Below are 19,371 nucleotides of genomic sequence, written 5' to 3'. Positions count from 1 at the left end.
GCCCCGACGGGGTCACGTCCCGCTCGCGGCCTCGGCGTCCCCGGCGTCCCCGGCGCCCGGCCGGTCGTTCCGGGCGGGGGGTGTCCCCGGACGTCGCAGCAGGCCGGAGCGGCCCTGGGCCTCGTAGGTCGCGAGGAGGGCGGCCAGGGCGGCTTCGTCCAGGGGGCGGTAGCACCCGGCCGGGGTGCGGTGCCAGACCGGGTCGTCGCAGTGGAAGCCCTCGCGGCGGAGGGAGACCCGGTGGATCTTGTTCGTCGCCGTGGTCGGCATGGCCGTGACGACGCGGACGTAGCGCGGGGCCATCTTCGTGCCGAGGTCCTGCTGGAGGGAGAGGAAGGCCGCGAAGGCGGCCGGGTCGAAGGCCGCGCCCTCCCGGAGGGCGAGGGCCGCCATGACCTGGTCTCCCGCCACCTCGTCCGGGACGGCGTAGACGGCGACCGCCGCCGCGCCCTCCCAGCGGGCCAGGATGTTCTCGATCACCGCCGCGGCGAGGTTCTCGCTGTCGACGCGCAGCCGGTCGTCGGTGCGGCCCGCGAAGTAGAGGTAGCCCGCCTCGTCGCGGAAGAAGAGGTCCCCCGTCCAGTACCAGCCGTCGCGGGTGCGGTCGGCCTCCGCGCCGGGGTTGCGCCAGTAGCCCTCGAAGAGGCTCCGGCCCCGGTTGACCAGTTCGCCGATCGCCGCCGATCCGTTGAGCAGGCGCCCGTCGGGGTCGAGGACGGCGGGCGGGCATTCCGCGCCGGTGGCCGGGTCGATCACCGCCAGGTCGTCGCCCGCGCCCGCCCGGCCCAGGGCGCCCGGCGGGGTGTCCGGGGTGCGCTGGACGGAGGCGCCGCCCTCGGTGGCTCCGTAGCCCTCCACCAGCCGGACGCCGAAGCGCTCGGCGAAGCGGGCCGCGTCCACCGCCCCGGCCTCGGTGCCGAAGCCGAGCCGCAGGGGGTGGGAGCGGTCGTCGGGGCGGGGTTCGGTGGCCAGGAGGTACTGGATCGCCCGCCCGACGTAGGTGAAGTACGTGGCCCCGTAGGCCCGTACGTCGTCCAGGAACGCGGAGGCCGAGAAGCGGCGGCGCAGCGCCACCGGGGCCCCTCCGACGAGCGCCGGCAGCCAGTCGGCGATGACGGCGTTGCCGTGGAAGAGCGGCATGCAGATGTAGTGGACGTCGTCCGGGGTGACGGTGAACTGGCGGGCCAGCGCGGCTCCGGCGGCCGCGAGGCGGCCCTGGCTGCAGATGGCGGCCTTGGGGGCGCCGGTGGAGCCGGAGGTGAAGTAGAGGAGGAGGCGGGAATCCGGGCCGGGGGTCCGCAGTGCGGCCTCGCCGGGCTTGGCGGCCGCGTAGGGGGCGAGCAGGGCCTCGTACTCCTCGGTGCCGGTGACCAGGATGCGTACGCCGGGCAGGTCGAGGCCGCGCAGCAGCGGCAGGTGGGCGCGCTCGGTGACCAGGATCCGGCAGTCGGTGTGCAGGATGTCGCGGGCCAGCTCGGGGCCGCGCCGGGTGGGGTTGATCCCGGCGACGGCGGCCCCGGCGAGGGCCGCCGCGCCGAGCCAGAACGGGAACTCGGGCGTGTTGTCGAGCAGGACCCCGAGGTGCGGCTCGGCCCCCGGGGGCATGAGGTCGACGAGGAGCGCGGCGCGCGCGGCGGCCTCCTGGGCGGTCCGGTGACGGGTGAGGACGTGCCGTTCGGCGTCGTCCTCGTACATCAGCCCGGGCCGGTGCTCGCCCCATTGGCGCGCTATGAGATCCGCGACGGTTTCGGGTGCAGTCGTCGTCCGCATGCCGCCGGAGGGTAGCTGACGTATCGTCAGAATTGAACGTCGGAGCAGGCGTAGAAGGCCATCGGGGTGTCGTTGACGGTCCAGACGGCCAGGATCAGGTGCCGGCCGGTCTTCCCGCTCGGCATGGCGCCCTGGTGGACGGTGGTCATGGCGGGGCGGGCGCCGTTGTAGGCGACGGCGAGGAAGGGCTGGGGTTCGAGGTCGGCGCGGGTGAGGGCCTTGGTGCCGGTCCAGCCGTCCTTGGTGACGTAGTACTTGAAGTCGGTGGTGGAGTGGTTGGCGGTGAACTGCCACCGGAAGGAGTAGCTCTGCCCGCTGGTCACCTTGGTGGTGGGCCAGGTGCCGCCGCGCGGGTTGTCGAGCTCGGAGAACTGGGAGAGCCCGCCGGAACATATCTTGCCGTCGGCGGGACCGGCCGCCGGGAACCCCTTGAAGCCCTCGACGCTCTGCGGTTCCCACTGGATCGCGCCGCAGTCGGAGACGGTCCGGTTGGCGCAGAGCTTCTGGCGGCTGATCGGGGTGTCGGTGTAGCCGTGGCTGCTGGCGGTGGGGGCGCTGACGAGGGTGATCCCGGCGACGAGGCCGAGGCCGAGCGCGGCGACGCCGGCCCGCCTGGGGATTCCGGGCATGCGGATGGGACGCATGATGCTCCTTGAACGTGGGGGGAGTTCGGTGAGAGCGCGCGCGTGTGGGGATTAGGTCTAGACCAAGTCCCAGATTATTGACGAGAGTTGGCCATGTCCATACCAATGGGAAAACGGGTGGTCCGTTACCTTCCGGCCACCCGTTCTCCCGCGCTCCCGCGCTCCCGGCCCCGCCGGACCCCCTACTCGGCGCGGCCCGTGTAGAAGGCGACCGTGAGGTCCTTCACCAGCGCCTTGCGCTCGTAGTCGTCGAGCTCGACCAGCCCACGGGAGGTCAGCCGGTGGACGGTGTCGTCCACGGCGTCCACGACCGAGGTCAGCACGGTGTCCCGGTGCTTGGCGTCGATCGCCGCGACCCTGCGGCGGCGCATGGCCTCGGCCACCTCGGCCGCGTACTCGATCCGCGTCGGCTGGGCCGAGAACACCTCGATCCCGACCGCCTCGGTCTCGGCCGCCAGCATCCGGGTCAGCGCGTCACCGACCGCCTCGGCGTCGCGCAGGGTCGGGGCGTCCTCGTGGAAGGCGTCGGCGGGCAGCTGCGACAGCACGCGGGCCATCGCCGATTCGACCTGCTCGGCGAGGTACTCCGTGTGGTCCTCGACGGCGAGGGTGGCGCGTGCGGTGTCCCTGACCTGCCAGACGACCTGGACCACGACCTGGAGGGCGAGGCCGCCCGAGTCCACGGCGGGCATCGGGTCGCTGCGCCAGTGCCGCAAGCGTACGTCGATCCGGCGGCGCAGGAGCAGGGGACTCACCCAGGTCAGGCCGGTACGCCGGACCGTGCCGCGGTAGCGGCCGAAGAGGGTGAGCACCCAGGCGTGGCCGGTGCGGGACCGGCCGAGTCCGCCGAGCGACACGAGGGCGACGATGCCGAGGAAGGCGAGCGGCGGCCAGTGGGTGGCGCGCAGGCCGTGGTAGGCGCGGGGGGCCGCGCCGAAAGCCGCCACGAAGGGGGCGGGGACGACCCCGGCCCGCCAGAGCACGGCCACGCAGCCGGCGAGGGCGATCCCGCCGACGGCCACGCCGACCCAGCCGGGCAGCACCGGGCCGCGGTGCTCCCGGAGCCGGTCGTCGCCGCGCGGGACCCGGCGGCCGGGGGCGGGGCGCGGGGCACGGGCGGCGGGCGCGGTGGCCGCGGATGCGGGCGCGGTGGCCGCGGATGCGGGGGCCGGGGCGGGGGCGGGGGCCGCCGGAAGCTGCTGCGTACCGCGGAACGGGAGGTGCACCGGCACCTGCGTGACCGACGCGCCCCGCTGGGCGGCTCCGGGGCGCGGCAGGTCCGGCGCGGCGGCGCCCTCGTCCAGGCCGCGGGCCACCGCCTGGGCGACGATCTCGACCGGTCCGGGCCCGGGGATACCGGAGTGCGGTGCCGCGGGCTCGGGCCCTGATTCGGGCTCGGGCTCGGGCTCGGGCTCGAAGGCGGCCATCGGTTCGGGCTCGGGGATGCCGAAGTGCGGCGGCGGCGCCGCGTCCACGGGAGCGGGCTCGGGCTCGGCCACCGCTTCGGCCTCGGCCCCGGCCCCGGCGGTCCGCAGGCGCAGGGTGGCCACCCCGGCGGGGGGCTCCGCGTCCTGCGGGTGCGGGATGTCCAGGCTCACGGCGGCCGCCGGGTCGGTGGCGCCCTGGTCCCCCTCGTCGTACGGGTGGGCCCGGGCCGCCGGCACCTCCCAGCCGTGCGGCGGCTCGGGCGCCGGGCGGGCGGGCGGCGCCGCGGCCCAGCCGAACGAGGTCTCGGCGGCGACGGCGTGCTCCGCCGCGGCCGGGCTGCCCACCAGGGCCGGCGGCGGGCCCGGCGGGACGGCCTCGCGCGGCACCGCGACGGCCACGGCCGCGTGCACCGGCTCCAGTGCGGGCGCGGGCACCGGCTGCGCGGCCCACTCGGAATGAGGCGCGGAAGCGGGCTCCGGGACGGGCACGGGCATCGGATCCGGCGCGGGGACGGGGGCCGGGGCAGGGGCGGGCGTCGGCACCGGCTGCGCGGCCCCCACGGAACGGGGCGCGGGTGCGGAAGCGGGCTCCGGCGCCGGGGCGGAGGCGGGCGCGGGTGTGGGGTCCGCCCGGACCGCCGCCGGAGCGGCCGCCGGCGGCACGCGGAGGGTGCCCGTCGTCGAAGTGGTGCGCGTGGGGAACATCGTTACCTCCGTCATGCGAACAGCCGGCGCCAGGTTTCCGGGCCCGGGTAGCCGTTGGCCGAGGCCCCGGTCCAGCCCTGCGCGCGCTGGAAGGCCTCGACGTTGCGGCGGTCGGCCTCGCTCCAGCGCAGGCCCGGACCGGATGTGTAGTACTTGCCGAAGCCCTTCTTCACCAGCTGACGGCCGAGGGCCCTGATGGCCTCGTGCGACGGGCCCGCGCGGAACACCGCGGCGCCCGGGTAGGCCCGTACGCCGCCCGGTCCCGGCGCGGCAGCGACCGTCGGCGGGATGTTCTTGCCCTGCTTCTCGACGAGCAGCTTCCAGGTGTGCGCGCCCGGAATGCCGTCGGCGTCCGCGCCCGTCCAGCCCTGCGCGCGCTGGAAGGCGGCGGTGGCGAGCTTGTCGTGGTCGCTCCACGTCCGGTCGGCCACCCCCTTGGGGTAGAACCGGTACGCGCCGCGCTCGATCAGCATCCGGCCGAGCTGGGCCACATGGTCGTTGGTGGCGCCGGGGCCGAACTTGTCCGCGCCGGGGAAGACCGTCGCGTCCCCCGGCTTGGAGCCCGCCGGCGGCTGGGCGTCCGGGGCTTCCGGCAGGATGCCGGCGGGCACCCCGTTGAACCGGTACGGGACGTACTTCGTCGCGTTGCTCCAGTACCCGTAGGGCGTGGCCAGCTTCCGCGTGTTCGGGCGCGTCTGCTCGTAGGCGACGTAGTGCGTGTGCGTCGAGTCGACCCAGCCGCCGAAGATGACCACGTGCGAGCCGTTGTTGGGGTCCGCCGGGTTGTGGAAGAGGAGCATGTCCCCCGGCAGCAGCTCATCCTTGGTGATCTTGGTGGCGAACTTGTCGAGGCTGCCGGTCCATTCGTTCGAGCCGAGGTTCCAGACCATGGAGACGTAGCCCGAGCAGTCCTGCCGGTACCCGTCCGTCCAGTACTCGGACATGCTGTACGGGACCTCCGCGTCCAGCCACAGCTTCGCCCGGTTGATGATCGTCGCGCGGTCGATCCGCCGTACCGCGCCGGGCTTGGCGGGAGCGCCGGGCTTGCCCACCGGCCCGCCCTTCGGGCCGTGCAGCGGGGTCCGGGCACCCTGCGGGGAGCTCGGGTCGTCCAGGGCCGCCGGCCCCGGCCCCGGGACAGGGGTGGCCACGGCCACCGCGGTCGCACTGCCGCCGCCCAGGACCACTCCCGCGGCGGTGGCCAGCACCAGCGCCCGGCGGGCGCCGCGTACGGCCGGGTGCCCCCCGTCCCGGAGCGGTATGGCCCGCGCGCGGGCGAGGGCGCGGCGGCGCTGGGCGCAGCCCCGGCACACGCAGTCGCCCGCGGGCTCGTACTCCTCGAAACCGGGCATCGGCATCTGCACATGCGTCGGAGGCTGCATCGTCATGCGGTTCCGTCCACTCCCCTGCTCGTCCACTCGTCCACTGGTCCACTGGTCGACCGGAGCCGCACCTGATAAAGCATCAGATGCGGCACGCGCAGACATATCGTGCACGATAAACCCGTCAAACATGGGTTAATCGGACAAGGCGGGCGTGGCTGGTCACGGGCACCCCTGGAGGTGGGGTAGAGTTTTCCCTGTCAGCAAGCGCCGCTAGCTCAGTTGGTTAGAGCAGCTGACTCTTAATCAGCGGGTCCGGGGTTCGAGTCCCTGGCGGCGCACAGACGGAGGAAGCCCCTCGCAGCGAAAGCTGCGGGGGGCTTCTTCGTTCTCCGCTCAGGCGGCGGTACCGGGCGCGCCCGGGCGGGCTCCCACGCCCGTCAGGTAGGCGGAGACCACCACGTTCGCCGTGTACTCCTTGGCCGCCTTGTCGTAGGAGCCCCCACAGGTCACGAGCCGCAGCTCCGCGCGGCCCCGCACCCGCTGGCCGTAGGCCTTGTGCGCGTCGAAGGCCGCGCGCTCGTAGACCCGTACGTCCTCGACCGTGAACTCGGCGACCGAACCGTCCGTCCGCACCACCCGTACCTTGTCGCCCGGCTGCGCCGTGCTCAGGCCGTAGAACACCGCCGGCTTGGACCGGGTGTCCACGTGCCCCACCATCAGCGCCGTCCCGGCCGTTCCCGGCTGGGCTCCCCGGCCCCACCAGCCCACCGTGCCCGGCTGGTCGTACGGGGGCGGCTCGATGGCCCCGTCCTTGTCCAGGTCCCGGGATATCACCGGAGCCTGGATGCCTATGGAGGGCACGTCGACGCGCTGGGGCGGGGCCGCGGCAAGCGGGGCGTGCGCGGCCGGCAGCCCCGGACCCACCGACCCGCCGGCCTGACCGGCGGGCGGGGCCGGCGCCACGGTGAGCTGGCGGCCCCACAGCCACAGGCCGAGCACCAGCACCGCCCAGGCGGTGAAGGTCAGCAGCCGGCCGCCGGCGGAGCCCTTGTCCTCACTCACCGGCCTTCACCGGCCTCACTCACCGCTGCGGCGGCGGCGCAGGGCCAGCGCCCGGCCCGCGACGGCCAGGGTGGCGACCGCGGCGAGGACGGCGCCGATCACCGTGTGCGGCAGTCCCGGACCGCCGGTGCCATGGGCCTTCTTGGCCGACTGCGCCGCGAGCTCGGCGGACATGCCGCCGCCGCCCGCGTGGACCGGCCAGACGGGCGTGGCGTGGTGGGACGGGCGGTACTCGGAGATCTGGACGGAGCCGCTGACCTTCTCGTGGCCGTCGCACATCACCCGGACGGAGTGCCAGCCGGGCGAGGCGTGCGAGCTGATCATCGCGTCGCCGTAGAGCGGGCTGCGGCCGCCGTCCCGGCCGTAGAGGTCGACGTCCGACACGAAGGCGGCGGACTTGGCCGCTCCGCGGTTGCCGTCACAGCCCTGGACGCGCAGCTTGACCTGCGCTCCGGGGTGAGCCGGATTCGGGTCGACCGTGACGCTGCCGCGGTCGCCGCGGTCGCCGCGGTCACCGCGGTCCTCCTCGCCCGCGAGGGCGATCGGCGCGGTCACCACCGAGAATGCCGCCAGGGCGACGGCCATCGCGGTGGCGCGGACAGCGATCGGAACACTGCGCATGGTGAACCTCCTCGACAAGGAGATTCACGCGCGGCGCGCCGCCGCGCATCCGGAGCGGCGCCGTACGTGTCAGCCGTACGCCCCAAACGCGGTACGCCCGTCCGGCCGTACGCCGGTGGGCGGCGTCAGACGAGGTCGACCAGGTCCGCGATCGAGGCGACCGTCCTGGTGGGGCGGAACGGGAACTTCTCCGTGTCCTGCTCGGTGGTCAGGCCGGTGAGGACGAGGAAGGTCTGCATGCCCGCCTCCAGACCGGCCAGCACGTCGGTGTCCATCCGGTCGCCGATCATCGCGCTGGTCTCGGAGTGCGCGCCGATGGCGTTCAGGCCGGTACGCATCATCAGCGGGTTCGGCTTCCCGGCGAAGTACGGCTTCTTGCCGGTGGCCTTGGTGATCAGCGCGGCGACGGCGCCGGTGGCCGGGAGCGGGCCCTCGGTGGAGGGGCCGGTCTCGTCGGGGTTGGTGCAGATGAAGCGCGCGCCCGCGTTGATCAGGCGGACCGCCTTGGTCATCGCCTCGAAGCTGTACGTCCGGGTCTCGCCCAGGACGACGTAGTCGGGCTCGTGGTCGGTCAGGATGTAGCCGATGTCGTGGAGGGCCGTGGTCAGGCCGGCCTCGCCGATGACGTACGCCGTGCCGCCGGGGCGCTGGTCGTCGAGGAACTTCGCGGTGGCCAGCGCCGAGGTCCAGATGTTCTCGACGGGGACGTCGAGGCCCATCCGGTGCAGCCGGGCCTGGAGGTCGCGGGGGGTGTAGATCGAGTTGTTGGTCAGCACCAGGAAGGGCTTGCCGGACTCGCGCAGCCGCTTGATGAAGGCATCGGCGCCGGGGATCGGGGTGCCCTCGTGGATGAGGACCCCGTCCATGTCGGTGAGCCAGGATTCGATCGGCTTGCGCTCTGCCACTGGACTGTTCTCCGCTCTCGGTGACCTGCGACCTCTGGTCTCTACCACCCTATCGGGGCCGGGCCGTGGACGTCCTGGGCGTCCACAGCCCGGACCCGGACCACGGGGAAGGGTCAGCCCAGGCGGACGTTGTCGACGGTCCAGAACCAGTTGTTGTCGCCGCTGTAGCGGAAACGGACCTGGACGTCGGTGGCGCCGGCCGGAACCTGGAGGGCGAGGGACTCGGCCTTGGCGACCGCGTCGGCGGTGTAGGTCTTCACCACGGTCGGGGCGGCGCCGCTGTAGGAGACCAGGACCTGGGCGGTCTGACCGGCCTCGTGGCGGTAGTGGGTCTGGAAGGTCAGGGTGCGCGTACTGCCGCCCGCGACCGTCCACTTGGGGGTGACGAGGGTGGAGTCGAAGGTGCCGGTGTGGCTCTTGTCGTCCCACTCGTCGGAGTCGGCGACGGCGAAGACGTCACGGGAGCGGACGTTCAGCTCGCGCCACTGGTCGCGCTGCGACTGGCTCCAGAACTCGTCGGTCGCGAACGCCCAGCCGGCCCACTCGGTGACACCGCCCGCGCCCATCCTGGAGTTGTCGACGGACCAGCCGGCGGGCGGGGTGTGCGTGAAGCCCTTCACCGCGGCCGGGATGCCCGTCTCGTCCACCCGGGCCAGGAGGTTCGGGCGCAGCGTGTCGAACGGGTCGTCGTCCGGGGCGTTCAGCGGGACGCCGTCGAGGCCGGAGCCGCTCACGCCGACCTGGGCGAGCGCGGTGGCCGCGACGTCGGTCAGCCGCACGTCGGCGCGTACGGAGCCGGCCGGGATGCCCGCGCCCTTGGCGATGACGAAGGTGCCGCGCTCCTGGATGGTCGAGCCGCCGTGGCCGCCGGAGTCGGTGTGGCCGTGGTCGGTGGTGACCAGGATCTTCCAGTTCTCCTGGGCGTACGTCGGGCGGTTCTTGACGGCGGTCAGGAGCTGGCCGACCAGGGTGTCGACGCGGGCGACGGTGTCGAGGTACTGCTGGCTGGCGGCGCCGTAGGCGTGGCCGGCCGCGTCGATCTCGCCGAGGTAGACGAAGGCGGCGTCCGGGTTCTGGCCCTGCAGTTCGGCGGCGGCGGCCGCGGCGATCTTCGGGTCCTCGGTGCGGTAGCCGTCGCGGTCGCCCTTGAGGGAGAGGCGCCTGTCGACCTTCGAGGAGAAGATCGGGCCGTTCTGGTCGGTGGAGGTGACGGGCTCCCAGTCGGCGGCCGCGTACGTGTTGAGCGCCGGCCTGGCGTTCTCGATGCGGGTCAGGAAGTCCGGGTGGGCGGTGTAGTTCTTGCCGGTGAAGGAGTTGTCCTTCACGCCGTGCTTGTCGGGCCAGACCCCGGTGGCGATGGTGGACCAGCCGGGGCCCGAGGAGGTGGCGGCCATCGGGCCGGCGTAGAGGGTGCTGCGGGCGGTCAGCCCCTGGGCCATCAGGCCGTTCAGGTGGGGCGCGGCGGCGGCCTTGACGCGGTCCAGGACGGCGCCGTCGATCCCGATGACGAGGACCTTGTCGGTGTTGGCCGCCGCGGCGGCGGGAGCGGCGCCGGCGGGCGCGGCTGCGGCGGTGGCGGCGATCAGGGCGGAGGTGACGGCGGTCGCGGCGAGGGCGCGACGTCCGGGCAGGACAGGGGACACGTACTCCTCCTGGGAGCAAGTGAGCGGGGAAAGGTGCGGGGAAAGGAGCGGGGAAGGGAGCGGGGGCGAGAGGCGGGGCCGGACCGAAGGTGCGGTCTTCGGTCCAGACCCGTTATGCAAGGGTCACTCTGCCGGTCGGGGGTGGCCGGGAAGTGACCGGTCAGCTGCCGGTCGCCGACTTCCACGCGTCGACGTAGCCGGTGAGGTTCTTGTCGATGTCGGCCCAGTCCGGCTCGAAGATCTCCACGCCCGTCATGAGCTTGGTGAGTTCGACGGCGTTGGCGTCGGTCGGCTTGACGTCGGTGCGCGCCGGGAAGCCGCCGCCGACCCCGCTGACCTGCTGCTGGGCCTCCTCGCTGAGGAGGAAGTCGAGGAGCTTCCTGCCGTTCTCGGTGTGCGGGGCCTTGTCGACCAGACCGGCCGCGTACGGCAGCGCGAAGCTGGTGGGCCGGCCGCCCTCCTTCGCCGGGAACCAGATGCCCAGGTTCGGCATGGACTTGGACTGCGCGAAGTTCATCTGGACGTCGCCGTTGGCCACGAGCAGCTCGCCCTTGTCGGTCTTGGGCGCGAGCTTGCTGGTGGAGGAGGACGGGCCGACGTTGTTGGCCTGGAGCTTCTTCAGGTACTCCATCGCCGGCTCCTTGCCGCCGAAGTCGTGCATCGACTTGATGAGCACGGCCGTACCGTCGCCCGCGACACCCGGGGTGGAGTACTGCAGTTTGCCCTTGTACTTGGCCTCCAGCAGCTCCTCCCAGGTCTTGGGGGCCTCGGCGAGCTCCTTCTTGTTGTAGACGAATCCGAAGTAGTTCTTGACGACCGAGGTCCACTTGCCGTCGGCGGCCTTGTCCGCGCCGTTGACCTTGTCGGAGCCCTGCGGCCGGTAGGACTGCAGCAGGCCCTTCCCGTCGGCCTGCTGGATGAAGGGCGGCAGGGTGATCAGTACGTCCGCCTGGGTGTTGGTCCTCTCGCGGACGGCGCGCTGCACCATCTCGCCCGAGCCGCCCTCGACGTACTTGACCTCGATGCCGGTCTTCTTCGTGAAGTCGGCGAACACCTTGTCGTACCAGCCGTCGCCCTTCTCGCTCTTGAGGCCGTCGGCACTGTAGACGGTGACGACCTTCCCGCCGCCCTCGGAGTCGGCGGCGGAGTCCCCGCCGCAGGCGGTGAGGGAGGAGGCGAGGGCGAGGGCGCCGGTGACGGCGGTGGCGGTGCGCGGGAGTCTCTTCGCGGTCATGGAACTTCCTTACAGGGAAAGGGAGTCAGCGGGGAAATGAGGCGGTGCGCGGTAGAGGGGGTCGGCGGTCGGCGCGTTCAGCGGTACGAGGCCTTGGTACGGACGCGGGAGACGGCCAGGAGGACCAGCAGGGTGGTGGCCATCAGGACCACGGCGACGGCGGATCCGCCGAAGAGCGAACCGCGGTCGGTGGCGGTGAAGACGCGGACGGGCAGGGGCATCCAGTCCGGCGGGTAGAGCATCATCGTGGCACTCAACTCGCCCATGGACAGGGCGAAGCAGAGGCCGGCCGCGGCCGTGAGGGACGGCAGCAGGAGGGGGAGCCTGACCCGCCACAGCACGTACGCGGGACGGGCGCCCAGGGAGGCGGCCGCCTGCTCGTACGCGGGGTCGAGCCGTACGATCGCCGCCGAGACCGACTGGTGGGCGAACGCCGTGACAAGGATCGTGTGCGCCAGGATGACGATCGAGCTGGTGCCGTTGAGCAGGACCGGCGGCCGGCTGAAGGCGACGAGCACGGCGAGGCCGACGACCACGGACGGCACGGCGACGGGCAGCACGAACAGCGCGTCGATGATCCGTTTGCCGCGCTTCCTCAGCGTGGCCGCGGCGAGCGCGGCCCAGGTGCCGACGGCGAGCGCGAGGAGGCTGGCGGCGAGGGCGGTGACCAGGCTGGTGGTCAGGGCCTGGAGGGACTCGCCGCGCACGGCGGCCGCGTAGTTCCCGGTGGTCGGACCGGAGGGGAAGGCCCCGGACCAGTGGGTGGCGAAGGAGGCCGCGACCACGACGAGCAGGGGCAGGGCGAACAGTGGCAGGAAGAGGAGGCCGAAGAGGGCCCAGGCGGCCCAGCGGCCGCTCTTGCTATGCACCAGCACGCTTGCCCACCACCCGGTAGAGGCCGAACAGGCCGACGGATATAGCGATGTTGACGACGGCGACCACGCAGGCGGCCGAGTAGTCGGATTCGAGGATGGCCTTGCCGTAGATGAGCATCGGGAGGGTCGTGACGTCCTTGGCGCCGGTGAACAGGACGATCCCGAACTCGTTCAGGCACATGACCAGGACGAGGCTGCCGCCCGCGGCGAGGGCCGGGAGGGCCTCGGGCAGGATCACCTGCCGGACGATCCGGGCGGGCCGGGCTCCGAGGCCGGCGGCGACCTCCAGCTGGGCGGTGTCCAGCTGGGAGAAGGCGGCGAGCAGCGGGCGCATCACGAAGGGCGTGAAGTACGTGATCTCCGCGAGCAGGACGCCCCACGGGGTGGTGAGGAAGTGGAAGGGTCCCTCGGCGGCGCCGGTGAGGTCGGTGACGAGGCCGTTGGCCATGCCGACCGTTCCGTAGACGAAGAGGAGGGCGAGGGTGATGAGGAAGGAGGGGAAGGAGAGGAAGACGTCGATGAACTTGGCGACGGCGCGGGCCCCGGGGAAGGGCACGAAGGCGATGACCAGTGCGAGCGCGAAGCCGAGTACGAGGCAGCCGGCGGTGGCACCGACGGCCAGCCAGACGGTGGTCCCGAGAGCTTCGCGGAAGCTCTGCGAGGCGAAGACGGCGGAGTAGGTGTCGAAGGCCCCGCCGCCGCTGTCGGGGCTGAGCGACTGCTGGACGACGAGCGCGAGCGGATACAGGAACACCACCCCGAGCACGGCAACGGGCGGCACAGCCCACACCCCCCGCGGCACCTTGCCCCTCGGCTCCCTTGGCCCCGCCGGCCCCGCCGGCCGCGCCAGCCCCGCCGGCGTTCGAGGCGCGGGGTCCGGGCCGGAGCCCCGGGGTCGGGCCGGGACGGCACGGGCCTGCGGCGGGGCGTCAGGCACGGGACACCCCCGCCCCCAACAGCACCGCATCCCGCGGCTCGAAGTGCAGCGTGACCCGGTCCCCCAGCGCGGGCGTCTCCCGCAGCTCGGGAAGGTCCGCCTTCACCCGGTGGCCGCCTACGTCCACGTACAGCCGGTGCGTCGAGCCGCGCCACTGGACCTCGGCGAGGGTGCCGCTCAGCGCGTTGGGGCCGGCATCGTGACCGGGGCCGGCGCCGAGGCCGAACACGTGCGGCCGTACGCACAGCGTGGCCGTGGAGCCCGGCGCCGCGCGCCCGCGATCGAGCGTCAGCGTCCGGCCCTCGAAGACCGCGCCGTGCTCGGCCACCGTCACCGGCAGCAGATTCGCGTTGCCGACGAACGACGCCGTGAACTCGGTGCGCGGCGCCCGGTACAGCTCCTGCGGGGTCCCGCAGTCCTGCAGCCGGGCCTTGTCCATGACGGCGATGCGGTCGGCCAGCGTGAGCGCCTCCACCTGGTCGTGGGTGACGTACAGAATCGACACGTCGGGCAGCTCGCGGTGCAGCCGGGCCAGCTCGGTGAGCATCCCGGAGCGCAGCTGCGCGTCGAGTGCGGACAGCGGCTCGTCGAGCAGGAGCACCCCGGGGCGGATCGCCAGCGCGCGGGCGATGGCCACGCGCTGCTGCTGGCCGCCGGAGAGCTCGCGCGGGTAGCGCCGTGCGTAGGCCGCCATGCCGGTCATCTCCAGCGCCTCGGCGACCCGCCCCGGGATCCCGGCCTTCCCGGCCTTCTGCGCCTTGAGGCCGAAGGCGACGTTGTCCTCGACCCGCATGTGCGGGAAGAGCGCGTACTGCTGGACGACCATGCCGATGCCGCGCTTGTGCGGCGGGAGCGCGGTGACGTCCCGGCCGCCGATCAGCACCCGCCCCGCGACGGGCCGTACGAAACCGGCGACGGCGCGCAGGGCCGTGGTCTTGCCCGAACCGGAGGGGCCGAGCAGGGCCATCACCTCGCCCGGCTCGACGGTGAGGTCGAGGCGGTCCAGGACGGTGTTGCCGCCGTAGGCGACGCTGACCCCGTCGAAACGGATACCGCTCACGACGACTCCACGAGGAGGGCCGGGAGTCCGGCTACGGAGTCCAGGACGTGGGTGGCGCCGTTCCCGGTGAGCGCCGCGCGGTCGTGGGCGCCGGTGAGGACGCCCGCGACGATGCCCGCGCCGGCGCGGCGGCCGCTCATCATGTCGTAGGCGGTGTCGCCCGCGACCACGACGTCGCGTACGTCGGCCACGGCGCCGGTCCGCAGGAACGCGGTCAGCACCATGTCCGGGTAGGGGCGGCCGCGGCCGCCCGCGTCCGCGGGGCAGAGGGTGAGGTCGGCGAGGTCCTGCCAGCCGAGGGCGTCGAGGATGGCGTCCTGGGTGACGCGGGCGAAGCCGGTGGTCAGGACGACGGTACGGCCGTCGGCGCGGAGCTGCTCGATCGCGGCGCGGGCTCCGGGGAGCGGGGTGACGAGGCCGCCGTCGACGAGTGCGCCGTAGGCCGCCTCGAAGGCGGAGTTGGCGCGCTGGGCGAGCTCCTCCGTACCGAAGAGGTGGCGGAAGACCGAGATCTTGGACTCGCCCATGGTGTCGAGGACGTACCGGAGCTTCTCGGCGTGGTCGGGGGTGCCGGGTTCGACGCCGAGGCGCTCGGCGGCCTGCTCGAAGGCGCGCTCGACGAGGCCGCCGTCGGCGACGGTGGTTCCGGCCATGTCGAGGACGACCAACTTGCGTCGGGTGACGTCGGTTTCGGGGGTGATGTCGCTCATCTGACTTACCAGCCCAGTTCGTTCGCGGTGGTCTCGGCTATGGCGGGCGAGCAGGTCATGCCGCGTCCGCCGGGTCCGGTCACCAGCCAGACGCCGTCGGCCACCTGCTGGCGGTGGACGACGCGGGTGGTGTCGGCGCATTGCGCGTACACGCCTGCCCAGCGGCGGCGGATCTTCGGCAGCGGGCGGCCGAGGAAGGACTCGGCCACGGCGGCGACGTGCTCGTAGGGGTCTTCGAGGGTGTCGAAGGCGAAGGGGTGCTCGTACTCGTGGGTGTCGCCGATGGTCAGTCCGCCGTCCTGGCGCTGGACCATCAGCAGCTGCATCTTGTGCTCGGCGGCGACCGGCACCTGCTCCTGCTCGGCGTTGAGGGTGTCGAGCGCGGGGGACTTGTAGGCGGGGTAGTAGCGGAAGCTGTCGGCGTCGGCGACCGAGGTGGTCAGCGGCTCGCCGAGCGGGTCGGTCTGCATCATCTGCAGGCGGACGCGGCGTACGGGCAGGTCGGGGGCGAGTTCGCGGACGAGTCCGGACAGCCAGGCCCCGGTGGCCAGGACCACCGTGTCGGCGCGGTGGACGTCACCGTGGTCGTCGCGGACGGCGCCGGGACCGGTCACCTCGCGGACCTCCCGGCCGGGGAGGAAGGTGTAGCGGCCGTCCGCCCGGGCCCGCAGGGCCTCGCGCAGGTGGAGCTGCGCGGTGCGCGGCTCGACGGCCGCGTCCCGCTCGCACCACAGGGCGGCCTCGAACGCGCCGCGCAGGGCCGGGTTGATCTCCCGCGCCTCGGCCGCGGTGAGCAGCTTGTAGCCGCGGGCGGCGGCGTCCGGGCGGGCCAGGGCCGCCTCGGCGACCGCGAGTTCGCGTGGGGTGCGGACGGGGGTGAGGGAGCCGTTGGCGCGAAAGCCCAGGCCGGGCACCTCGGCGCCGATGCGCTCCCAGAGCTCGCGGGCCCGCAGGGCGGTGTCGAGCTCCTCTCCCCCGGCTCGTCCGCTGACCCAGATCTGGCCGAAGTTGCGCAGGGACGCGCCGCGGGCCTCCGCTTCTCGCTCGATCTGGACGACCTCGTGGCCGCGTTCGACTGCTTGCCAGGCGTGCATGGTGCCGACCACGCCGCCTCCGACGACTATGACTCTCACGCCACCAACGGTGGGTCGGGTCCGTGACCCGGGAAGGTCGGTCCGGCGACTCGCCGGTGAACAACCCTCGACACTTGGACTAGACCCGTTATCTTTTTGTGACTTCACTTTGCCCCATTTCGTTTATTACGAGTGCTTTGCTGTGTGGCTACTCGGCCCGCAGGCGGGTCGTGAAGCTGAACCGGTCACCACGGTAGAGCGAACGCACGCGCTCCAGCGGCCGGCCGTCCTGGTCGCGCGAGAAACGGTGGATGAGCAGCATGGGGAGCGCGGGCGGCGTGCCGATCAACAGGGCTTCGCGCGGGGTCGCCAGGACCGTCTCCAGCTTCTCGTCGGCCTCGCCGAAGGAGATGCCGAGGCTGTCGCGGAGGTATCCGTAGAAGGAGGAGTCCGGCGGGAAGTCGCCGTCCAGGCGGGGGGCCCGGGCCACGCGGATGTACGTACTCTCCAGGCCGACGCGCTCGTCGTCGGCCAGCAGGACCCGCTCCAGGTGCCAGACGGGCTCGCCGGGCTCGGCGCCGATACCGGGCGCAAGGTCGGGCGGGCAGGGGAACTGCTCCAGGCCGATGAGATGACGGCCCGGGCGACGGCCCTGGCGGCGCACGCCTTCGGTGTAGCTGGCGAGGGAGAGCGGCTGCTCCAGCTTGGGGCCGGCGACGACGGTCCCGCGGCCGGAGCGGCGCAGCCGGCCCTCCAGGAGCAGCTCGCGCAGAGCCTGGCGGACGGTCTCGCGGGACACCTCGTACCGCTCGGCGAGATCGCGCTCGGTGGGCAGCGTGCCACCCTCGCCGAGCTCGTCGAGGAGCTCGGCGATCCGGGCCTTGACGGCGTAGTACTTGGGGATGCGGCCGTGTTCGGGAATGCCGGAACGCACGGGTGAGCCGGGGCGGTGCCGCTGGGTCTGTTCTTCCACGGTGGGACTCTATGCGGGGCGGCAGCCGGTCACCGCGCGGGCGGTCCGCGGGCGCCGGGACGGACGGTGAGCGGAGGCGGGGCGGTCAGTCGGCGGACGCCGGGGCGGGCGTCTGCGGGCTCCGCGACGGGCGGTTCAGCGTGCGGAACGGCGCAGCCGACGGGCACCCAGCAGCAGGCCTCCACCGGCGGCGAGCGCGGCCACGGCGCCTGTGCCGTAGGCCCATTCACGCGGTCCCGTATGGGCGAGGGAGCCCGCCTCGACGGGATCCGCCGGCCCCTCGACCGAGAACCGGTACCCGCCCGCCTCGCCGATCCAGTCGCCGTCGTCCCCCTTGCGCTGGACGAGGGCGGCATCGGCGACGACCTCGCCGACGGGCGCGTCCGGAGCGAAGGAGAGGCCCACCTTGACGGTCAGGGAACCGCCGGGGCCGACGGTGAACCCGGGGAAGGCGTCGCCGCCGTCGAAGACGGCGATGATCTCGTCGCGGTCGCTGTGCTCCAGGCTGACCGGGAAGGTGCCGCCCGGGGCGTCGAACTCCATGCGCAGGTGCGCGGGGCGCAGGGTGTGGGCCTTGTCCGTGAAGACGACGATCGGGTGGATGGCCGTGCACTCGGAGTTGGTGGTGTTGGTCAGGTCCAGGTACCAGGTCTGCAGCCCGGCACCGGTGCGGTACACGGCCGGACCGCCACGGATCCGCGCCCCGATCGGGAAGGCGGTGCTCTTCCCGTCGCCGCAGGTGGCCTGCGCGCGCGAGGGCAGTGCCGGTGCGGGACGTCCGCCGCCCGCGCCGATGTCGGCTCCGGCGGTGGGTGCGGTGGCGGCGACCAGGGCGCCGGAGAGGACGGCGGTGAGGGCAAGGGCTTTGCGTAGTCGCATGGAAGACCTTCGCTGCTCGCCGGACGGGACGATGATCGGACGAGGTGACAATCACCCCGGCCCTGCCCGCACCCTGCCACCCCCGCGCGACCCCTCACCGGGAGCCACGCCTGAGTTGTTCTGGTTTACGCCCGGATGGTGGATGAGGTCAAATCCCCCGCCCCCACCCCGCCGGCGATCGAGGCGCGGGCCCGGGCAGAGCCCGGGCAACGGCACGGCAGGGCACGGCAGGGCACGGCAGGGCAGGGCACGGCACGGCACCCCTCACCCCTCGCGCCCGAACAACGGCGCCAGCGCCAGCTCCGCCGCCCCCTCCGCCACACCCGCCCCTGCCAGGGCGACCACCGGCCGGGCCGGATCCAGCGCGCGGGCCGCGAGAACGGCGCCGACCCCGGCCACGAAGACCTCCGGCGCCGCCGTCACCACACGCCCGCCCAGCAGCACCCGGTCCACATCCAGCAGCGCGACCAGGTTGGCCGCACCCTCGCCCAGGATCCGTGCCGCCTCGGACAGATCGCCTCGGGCCACCGCCCCCAGGCACAGCACCTCCACGCAGCCGCGCGCCCCGCACCGGCACGGCGGCCCGTCCAGCAGCAGCACCTGGTGGCCGAACTCCCCCGCCGCCGAGCGGGCACCCCGGTAGACCCCGTTGCCCAGCCACAACCCCGCGCCCAGCCCGGTCCCGACGTGCAGGTAGACGCAGGTGCGCGGCCCGCCGCCGATGTACGCGTCCACGTCCGGCCCGACAGCCACGCCCCGCACGGCATCCGCACCCACGGCCGCACCCGCGTAGGCACCCGCATCCACGCCCGCACCGGCCTCCGCATCCGCCTCCGGCCACGCGGCCCGGAGCCACGCCCCGGCAGCCGCGGCCGCACCGGCGTTCGTGTCCTTGTCCAGCACCACCGGCAGGCCCAGCCGTCCCTCCAGCACCCCCCGCAGCGGGAAGCCCTTCCAGCTCGGGAACCCCGTCACCCGCCCCATCGCCCCGGCCCGGTGGTCGAGCGGCCCCGGTGCGGCCACCCCGACGCCCAGCAGCGGCAGCCCGGCCGGGTCCGCGACCCGCGCGACCGCCCGTACCACCGCCTCCACCGCCGCCTCCGGACCGGCCCCGAAGTCCAGCGGGCCCCCGCTCTCGGCGACGACGCGGCCCGCCAGGTCCACCCGTACCGCAAGGATCTCGTCGCGGTCCAGGTGCACTCCGACGGCGTGGCGCACGTCCGGCACCAGCCGGAGCAGGGTGCGCGGCTTGCCGCCGGTGGACGCCGCGCGGCCGGCCTCCGCGACCAGCCCGTCCGCGCCGAGCCGGGCCGTGATCTTGCTGACGGCCTGCGGGGTGAGCCCCGTACGGGCCGCGAGTTCGGTGCGGCCCAGGCCCGCCGGTCCGGCGCCGCGCAGCAGGTCCAGCAGCAGCGCCTCGTTGTACCCGCGCAGCGCAGGCAGGTTCACCCCGCCGCGACTCTCCCCGCTACCCCTGTTCACTCGCCCATTGTCCACCCTCCTTGCACTTTGACAACACTGTCGCCAA

17 protein-coding genes and 1 tRNA gene are annotated in these 19,371 nt (G+C 73.5%); 1 reads left to right on the top strand and 17 read right to left on the bottom strand.

Annotated features, from left to right (window positions below; all coding sequences use genetic code 11):
- Nucleotides 1–12: 12 nt before the first annotated feature.
- From Sspor_RS27010 to Sspor_RS26995, 4 genes are all read right to left on the bottom strand, one after another.
- Nucleotides 13–1,770, bottom strand: a complete 1,758-nt coding sequence (locus tag Sspor_RS27010; RefSeq protein WP_202201428.1) for an AMP-binding protein — start codon at nucleotides 1,768–1,770, stop codon at nucleotides 13–15.
- Nucleotides 1,771–1,796: 26 nt separating this feature from the next.
- The gene (locus Sspor_RS27005) at nucleotides 1,797–2,390 is read right to left on the bottom strand and encodes a lytic polysaccharide monooxygenase auxiliary activity family 9 protein (RefSeq protein ID WP_465270538.1); all 594 of its coding nucleotides are present in this window, start codon (nucleotides 2,388–2,390) and stop codon (nucleotides 1,797–1,799) included.
- A 206-nt stretch (nucleotides 2,391–2,596) separates the two neighbouring features.
- Entirely contained in the window at nucleotides 2,597–4,546 is a 1,950-nt protein-coding gene (locus Sspor_RS41170; protein ID WP_272934851.1) for an SPFH domain-containing protein, read from the bottom strand.
- An 11-nt stretch (nucleotides 4,547–4,557) separates the two neighbouring features.
- Nucleotides 4,558–5,904, bottom strand: coding sequence for a peptidoglycan-binding protein (locus Sspor_RS26995; protein WP_202203892.1), 1,347 nt, complete (start codon nucleotides 5,902–5,904; stop codon nucleotides 4,558–4,560).
- A gap of 231 nt (nucleotides 5,905–6,135) precedes the next feature.
- Between Sspor_RS26995 and Sspor_RS26990 the strand changes: the two genes are divergently transcribed.
- Nucleotides 6,136–6,209, top strand: a tRNA-Lys gene (locus tag Sspor_RS26990).
- A gap of 55 nt (nucleotides 6,210–6,264) precedes the next feature.
- Here the strand turns inward: Sspor_RS26990 and Sspor_RS26985 are convergent.
- The 13 genes from Sspor_RS26985 to Sspor_RS26925 form a co-directional block, all read right to left on the bottom strand.
- Nucleotides 6,265–6,933 (bottom strand): class F sortase, encoded by a 669-nt coding sequence (locus tag Sspor_RS26985; RefSeq protein ID WP_202201426.1) that lies wholly within the window; start codon nucleotides 6,931–6,933, stop codon nucleotides 6,265–6,267.
- Between the two features lie 15 nt (nucleotides 6,934–6,948).
- Nucleotides 6,949–7,554 carry a hypothetical protein gene (locus Sspor_RS26980; protein ID WP_237404043.1) on the bottom strand — a complete coding sequence of 202 codons (606 nt, stop codon included), beginning with the start codon at nucleotides 7,552–7,554 and terminating at the stop codon, nucleotides 6,949–6,951.
- Between the two features lie 125 nt (nucleotides 7,555–7,679).
- Complete coding sequence (locus Sspor_RS26975; RefSeq protein ID WP_202201425.1) at nucleotides 7,680–8,459, bottom strand: HAD-IIA family hydrolase; 780 nt, start codon at nucleotides 8,457–8,459, stop codon at nucleotides 7,680–7,682.
- Between the two features lie 113 nt (nucleotides 8,460–8,572).
- The gene (locus Sspor_RS26970) at nucleotides 8,573–10,102 is read right to left on the bottom strand and encodes an alkaline phosphatase family protein (RefSeq protein ID WP_266817610.1); all 1,530 of its coding nucleotides are present in this window, start codon (nucleotides 10,100–10,102) and stop codon (nucleotides 8,573–8,575) included.
- Between the two features lie 160 nt (nucleotides 10,103–10,262).
- A complete protein-coding gene (locus tag Sspor_RS26965; protein WP_202201424.1) occupies nucleotides 10,263–11,336 on the bottom strand; it encodes a 2-aminoethylphosphonate ABC transporter substrate-binding protein in 1,074 nt (357 codons plus the stop codon).
- A gap of 77 nt (nucleotides 11,337–11,413) precedes the next feature.
- Nucleotides 11,414–12,211, bottom strand: coding sequence for an ABC transporter permease (locus tag Sspor_RS26960; RefSeq protein ID WP_202201423.1), 798 nt, complete (start codon nucleotides 12,209–12,211; stop codon nucleotides 11,414–11,416).
- Nucleotides 12,198–13,178: a 2-aminoethylphosphonate ABC transporter permease subunit gene (locus Sspor_RS26955; RefSeq protein WP_202201422.1), complete on the bottom strand. Its 981-nt coding sequence runs from the start codon at nucleotides 13,176–13,178 to the stop codon at nucleotides 12,198–12,200. The genes Sspor_RS26960 and Sspor_RS26955 overlap by 14 nt, the downstream gene beginning before the upstream one ends.
- Nucleotides 13,141–14,208, bottom strand: a complete 1,068-nt coding sequence (locus Sspor_RS26950; protein WP_202201421.1) for an ABC transporter ATP-binding protein — start codon at nucleotides 14,206–14,208, stop codon at nucleotides 13,141–13,143. Before Sspor_RS26950 ends, Sspor_RS26955 begins: the two co-directional genes overlap by 38 nt.
- Entirely contained in the window at nucleotides 14,205–14,918 is a 714-nt protein-coding gene (locus Sspor_RS26945; RefSeq protein ID WP_202201420.1) for a phosphonatase-like hydrolase, read from the bottom strand. Before Sspor_RS26945 ends, Sspor_RS26950 begins: the two co-directional genes overlap by 4 nt.
- 5 nt (nucleotides 14,919–14,923) lie before the next feature.
- A complete protein-coding gene (locus Sspor_RS26940; protein ID WP_202201419.1) occupies nucleotides 14,924–16,051 on the bottom strand; it encodes a TIGR03364 family FAD-dependent oxidoreductase in 1,128 nt (375 codons plus the stop codon).
- 148 nt (nucleotides 16,052–16,199) lie between these two features.
- Nucleotides 16,200–16,964: a GntR family transcriptional regulator gene (locus Sspor_RS26935; RefSeq protein ID WP_202201418.1), complete on the bottom strand. Its 765-nt coding sequence runs from the start codon at nucleotides 16,962–16,964 to the stop codon at nucleotides 16,200–16,202.
- 135 nt (nucleotides 16,965–17,099) lie between these two features.
- Nucleotides 17,100–17,843, bottom strand: a complete 744-nt coding sequence (locus Sspor_RS26930; RefSeq protein ID WP_202201417.1) for a hypothetical protein — start codon at nucleotides 17,841–17,843, stop codon at nucleotides 17,100–17,102.
- Between the two features lie 264 nt (nucleotides 17,844–18,107).
- Nucleotides 18,108–19,292, bottom strand: coding sequence for an ROK family transcriptional regulator (locus Sspor_RS26925; RefSeq protein ID WP_202201416.1), 1,185 nt, complete (start codon nucleotides 19,290–19,292; stop codon nucleotides 18,108–18,110).
- Between the last annotated feature and the right edge of the window lie 79 nt (nucleotides 19,293–19,371).

The sequence above is a fragment of the Streptomyces spororaveus genome (assembly GCF_016755875.1).
Taxonomy (GTDB): Bacteria; Actinomycetota; Actinomycetes; order Streptomycetales; family Streptomycetaceae; genus Streptomyces; species Streptomyces spororaveus.
Note: the sequence above shows the minus strand (reverse complement) of the source record. Positions and strands in the feature narration are given on the sequence as shown.

Excerpts from the sequence above, each read along its gene's own strand:
- Sspor_RS27010 (WP_202201428.1), bottom strand. The coding sequence starts at position 1,770 with ATGCGGACGACGACTGCACCCGAAACCGTCGCGGATCTCATAGCGCGC.
- Sspor_RS41170 (WP_272934851.1), bottom strand. The coding sequence starts at position 4,546 with ATGTTCCCCACGCGCACCACTTCGACGACGGGCACCCTCCGCGTGCCG.
- Sspor_RS26995 (WP_202203892.1), bottom strand. The coding sequence starts at position 5,904 with ATGCCGATGCCCGGTTTCGAGGAGTACGAGCCCGCGGGCGACTGCGTG.
- Sspor_RS26980 (WP_237404043.1), bottom strand. The coding sequence starts at position 7,554 with ATGCGCAGTGTTCCGATCGCTGTCCGCGCCACCGCGATGGCCGTCGCC.
- Sspor_RS26965 (WP_202201424.1), bottom strand. The coding sequence starts at position 11,336 with ATGACCGCGAAGAGACTCCCGCGCACCGCCACCGCCGTCACCGGCGCC.
- Sspor_RS26955 (WP_202201422.1), bottom strand. The coding sequence starts at position 13,178 with ATGCGGTGCTGTTGGGGGCGGGGGTGTCCCGTGCCTGACGCCCCGCCG.
- Sspor_RS26945 (WP_202201420.1), bottom strand. The coding sequence starts at position 14,918 with ATGAGCGACATCACCCCCGAAACCGACGTCACCCGACGCAAGTTGGTC.
- Sspor_RS26930 (WP_202201417.1), bottom strand. The coding sequence starts at position 17,843 with ATGCGACTACGCAAAGCCCTTGCCCTCACCGCCGTCCTCTCCGGCGCC.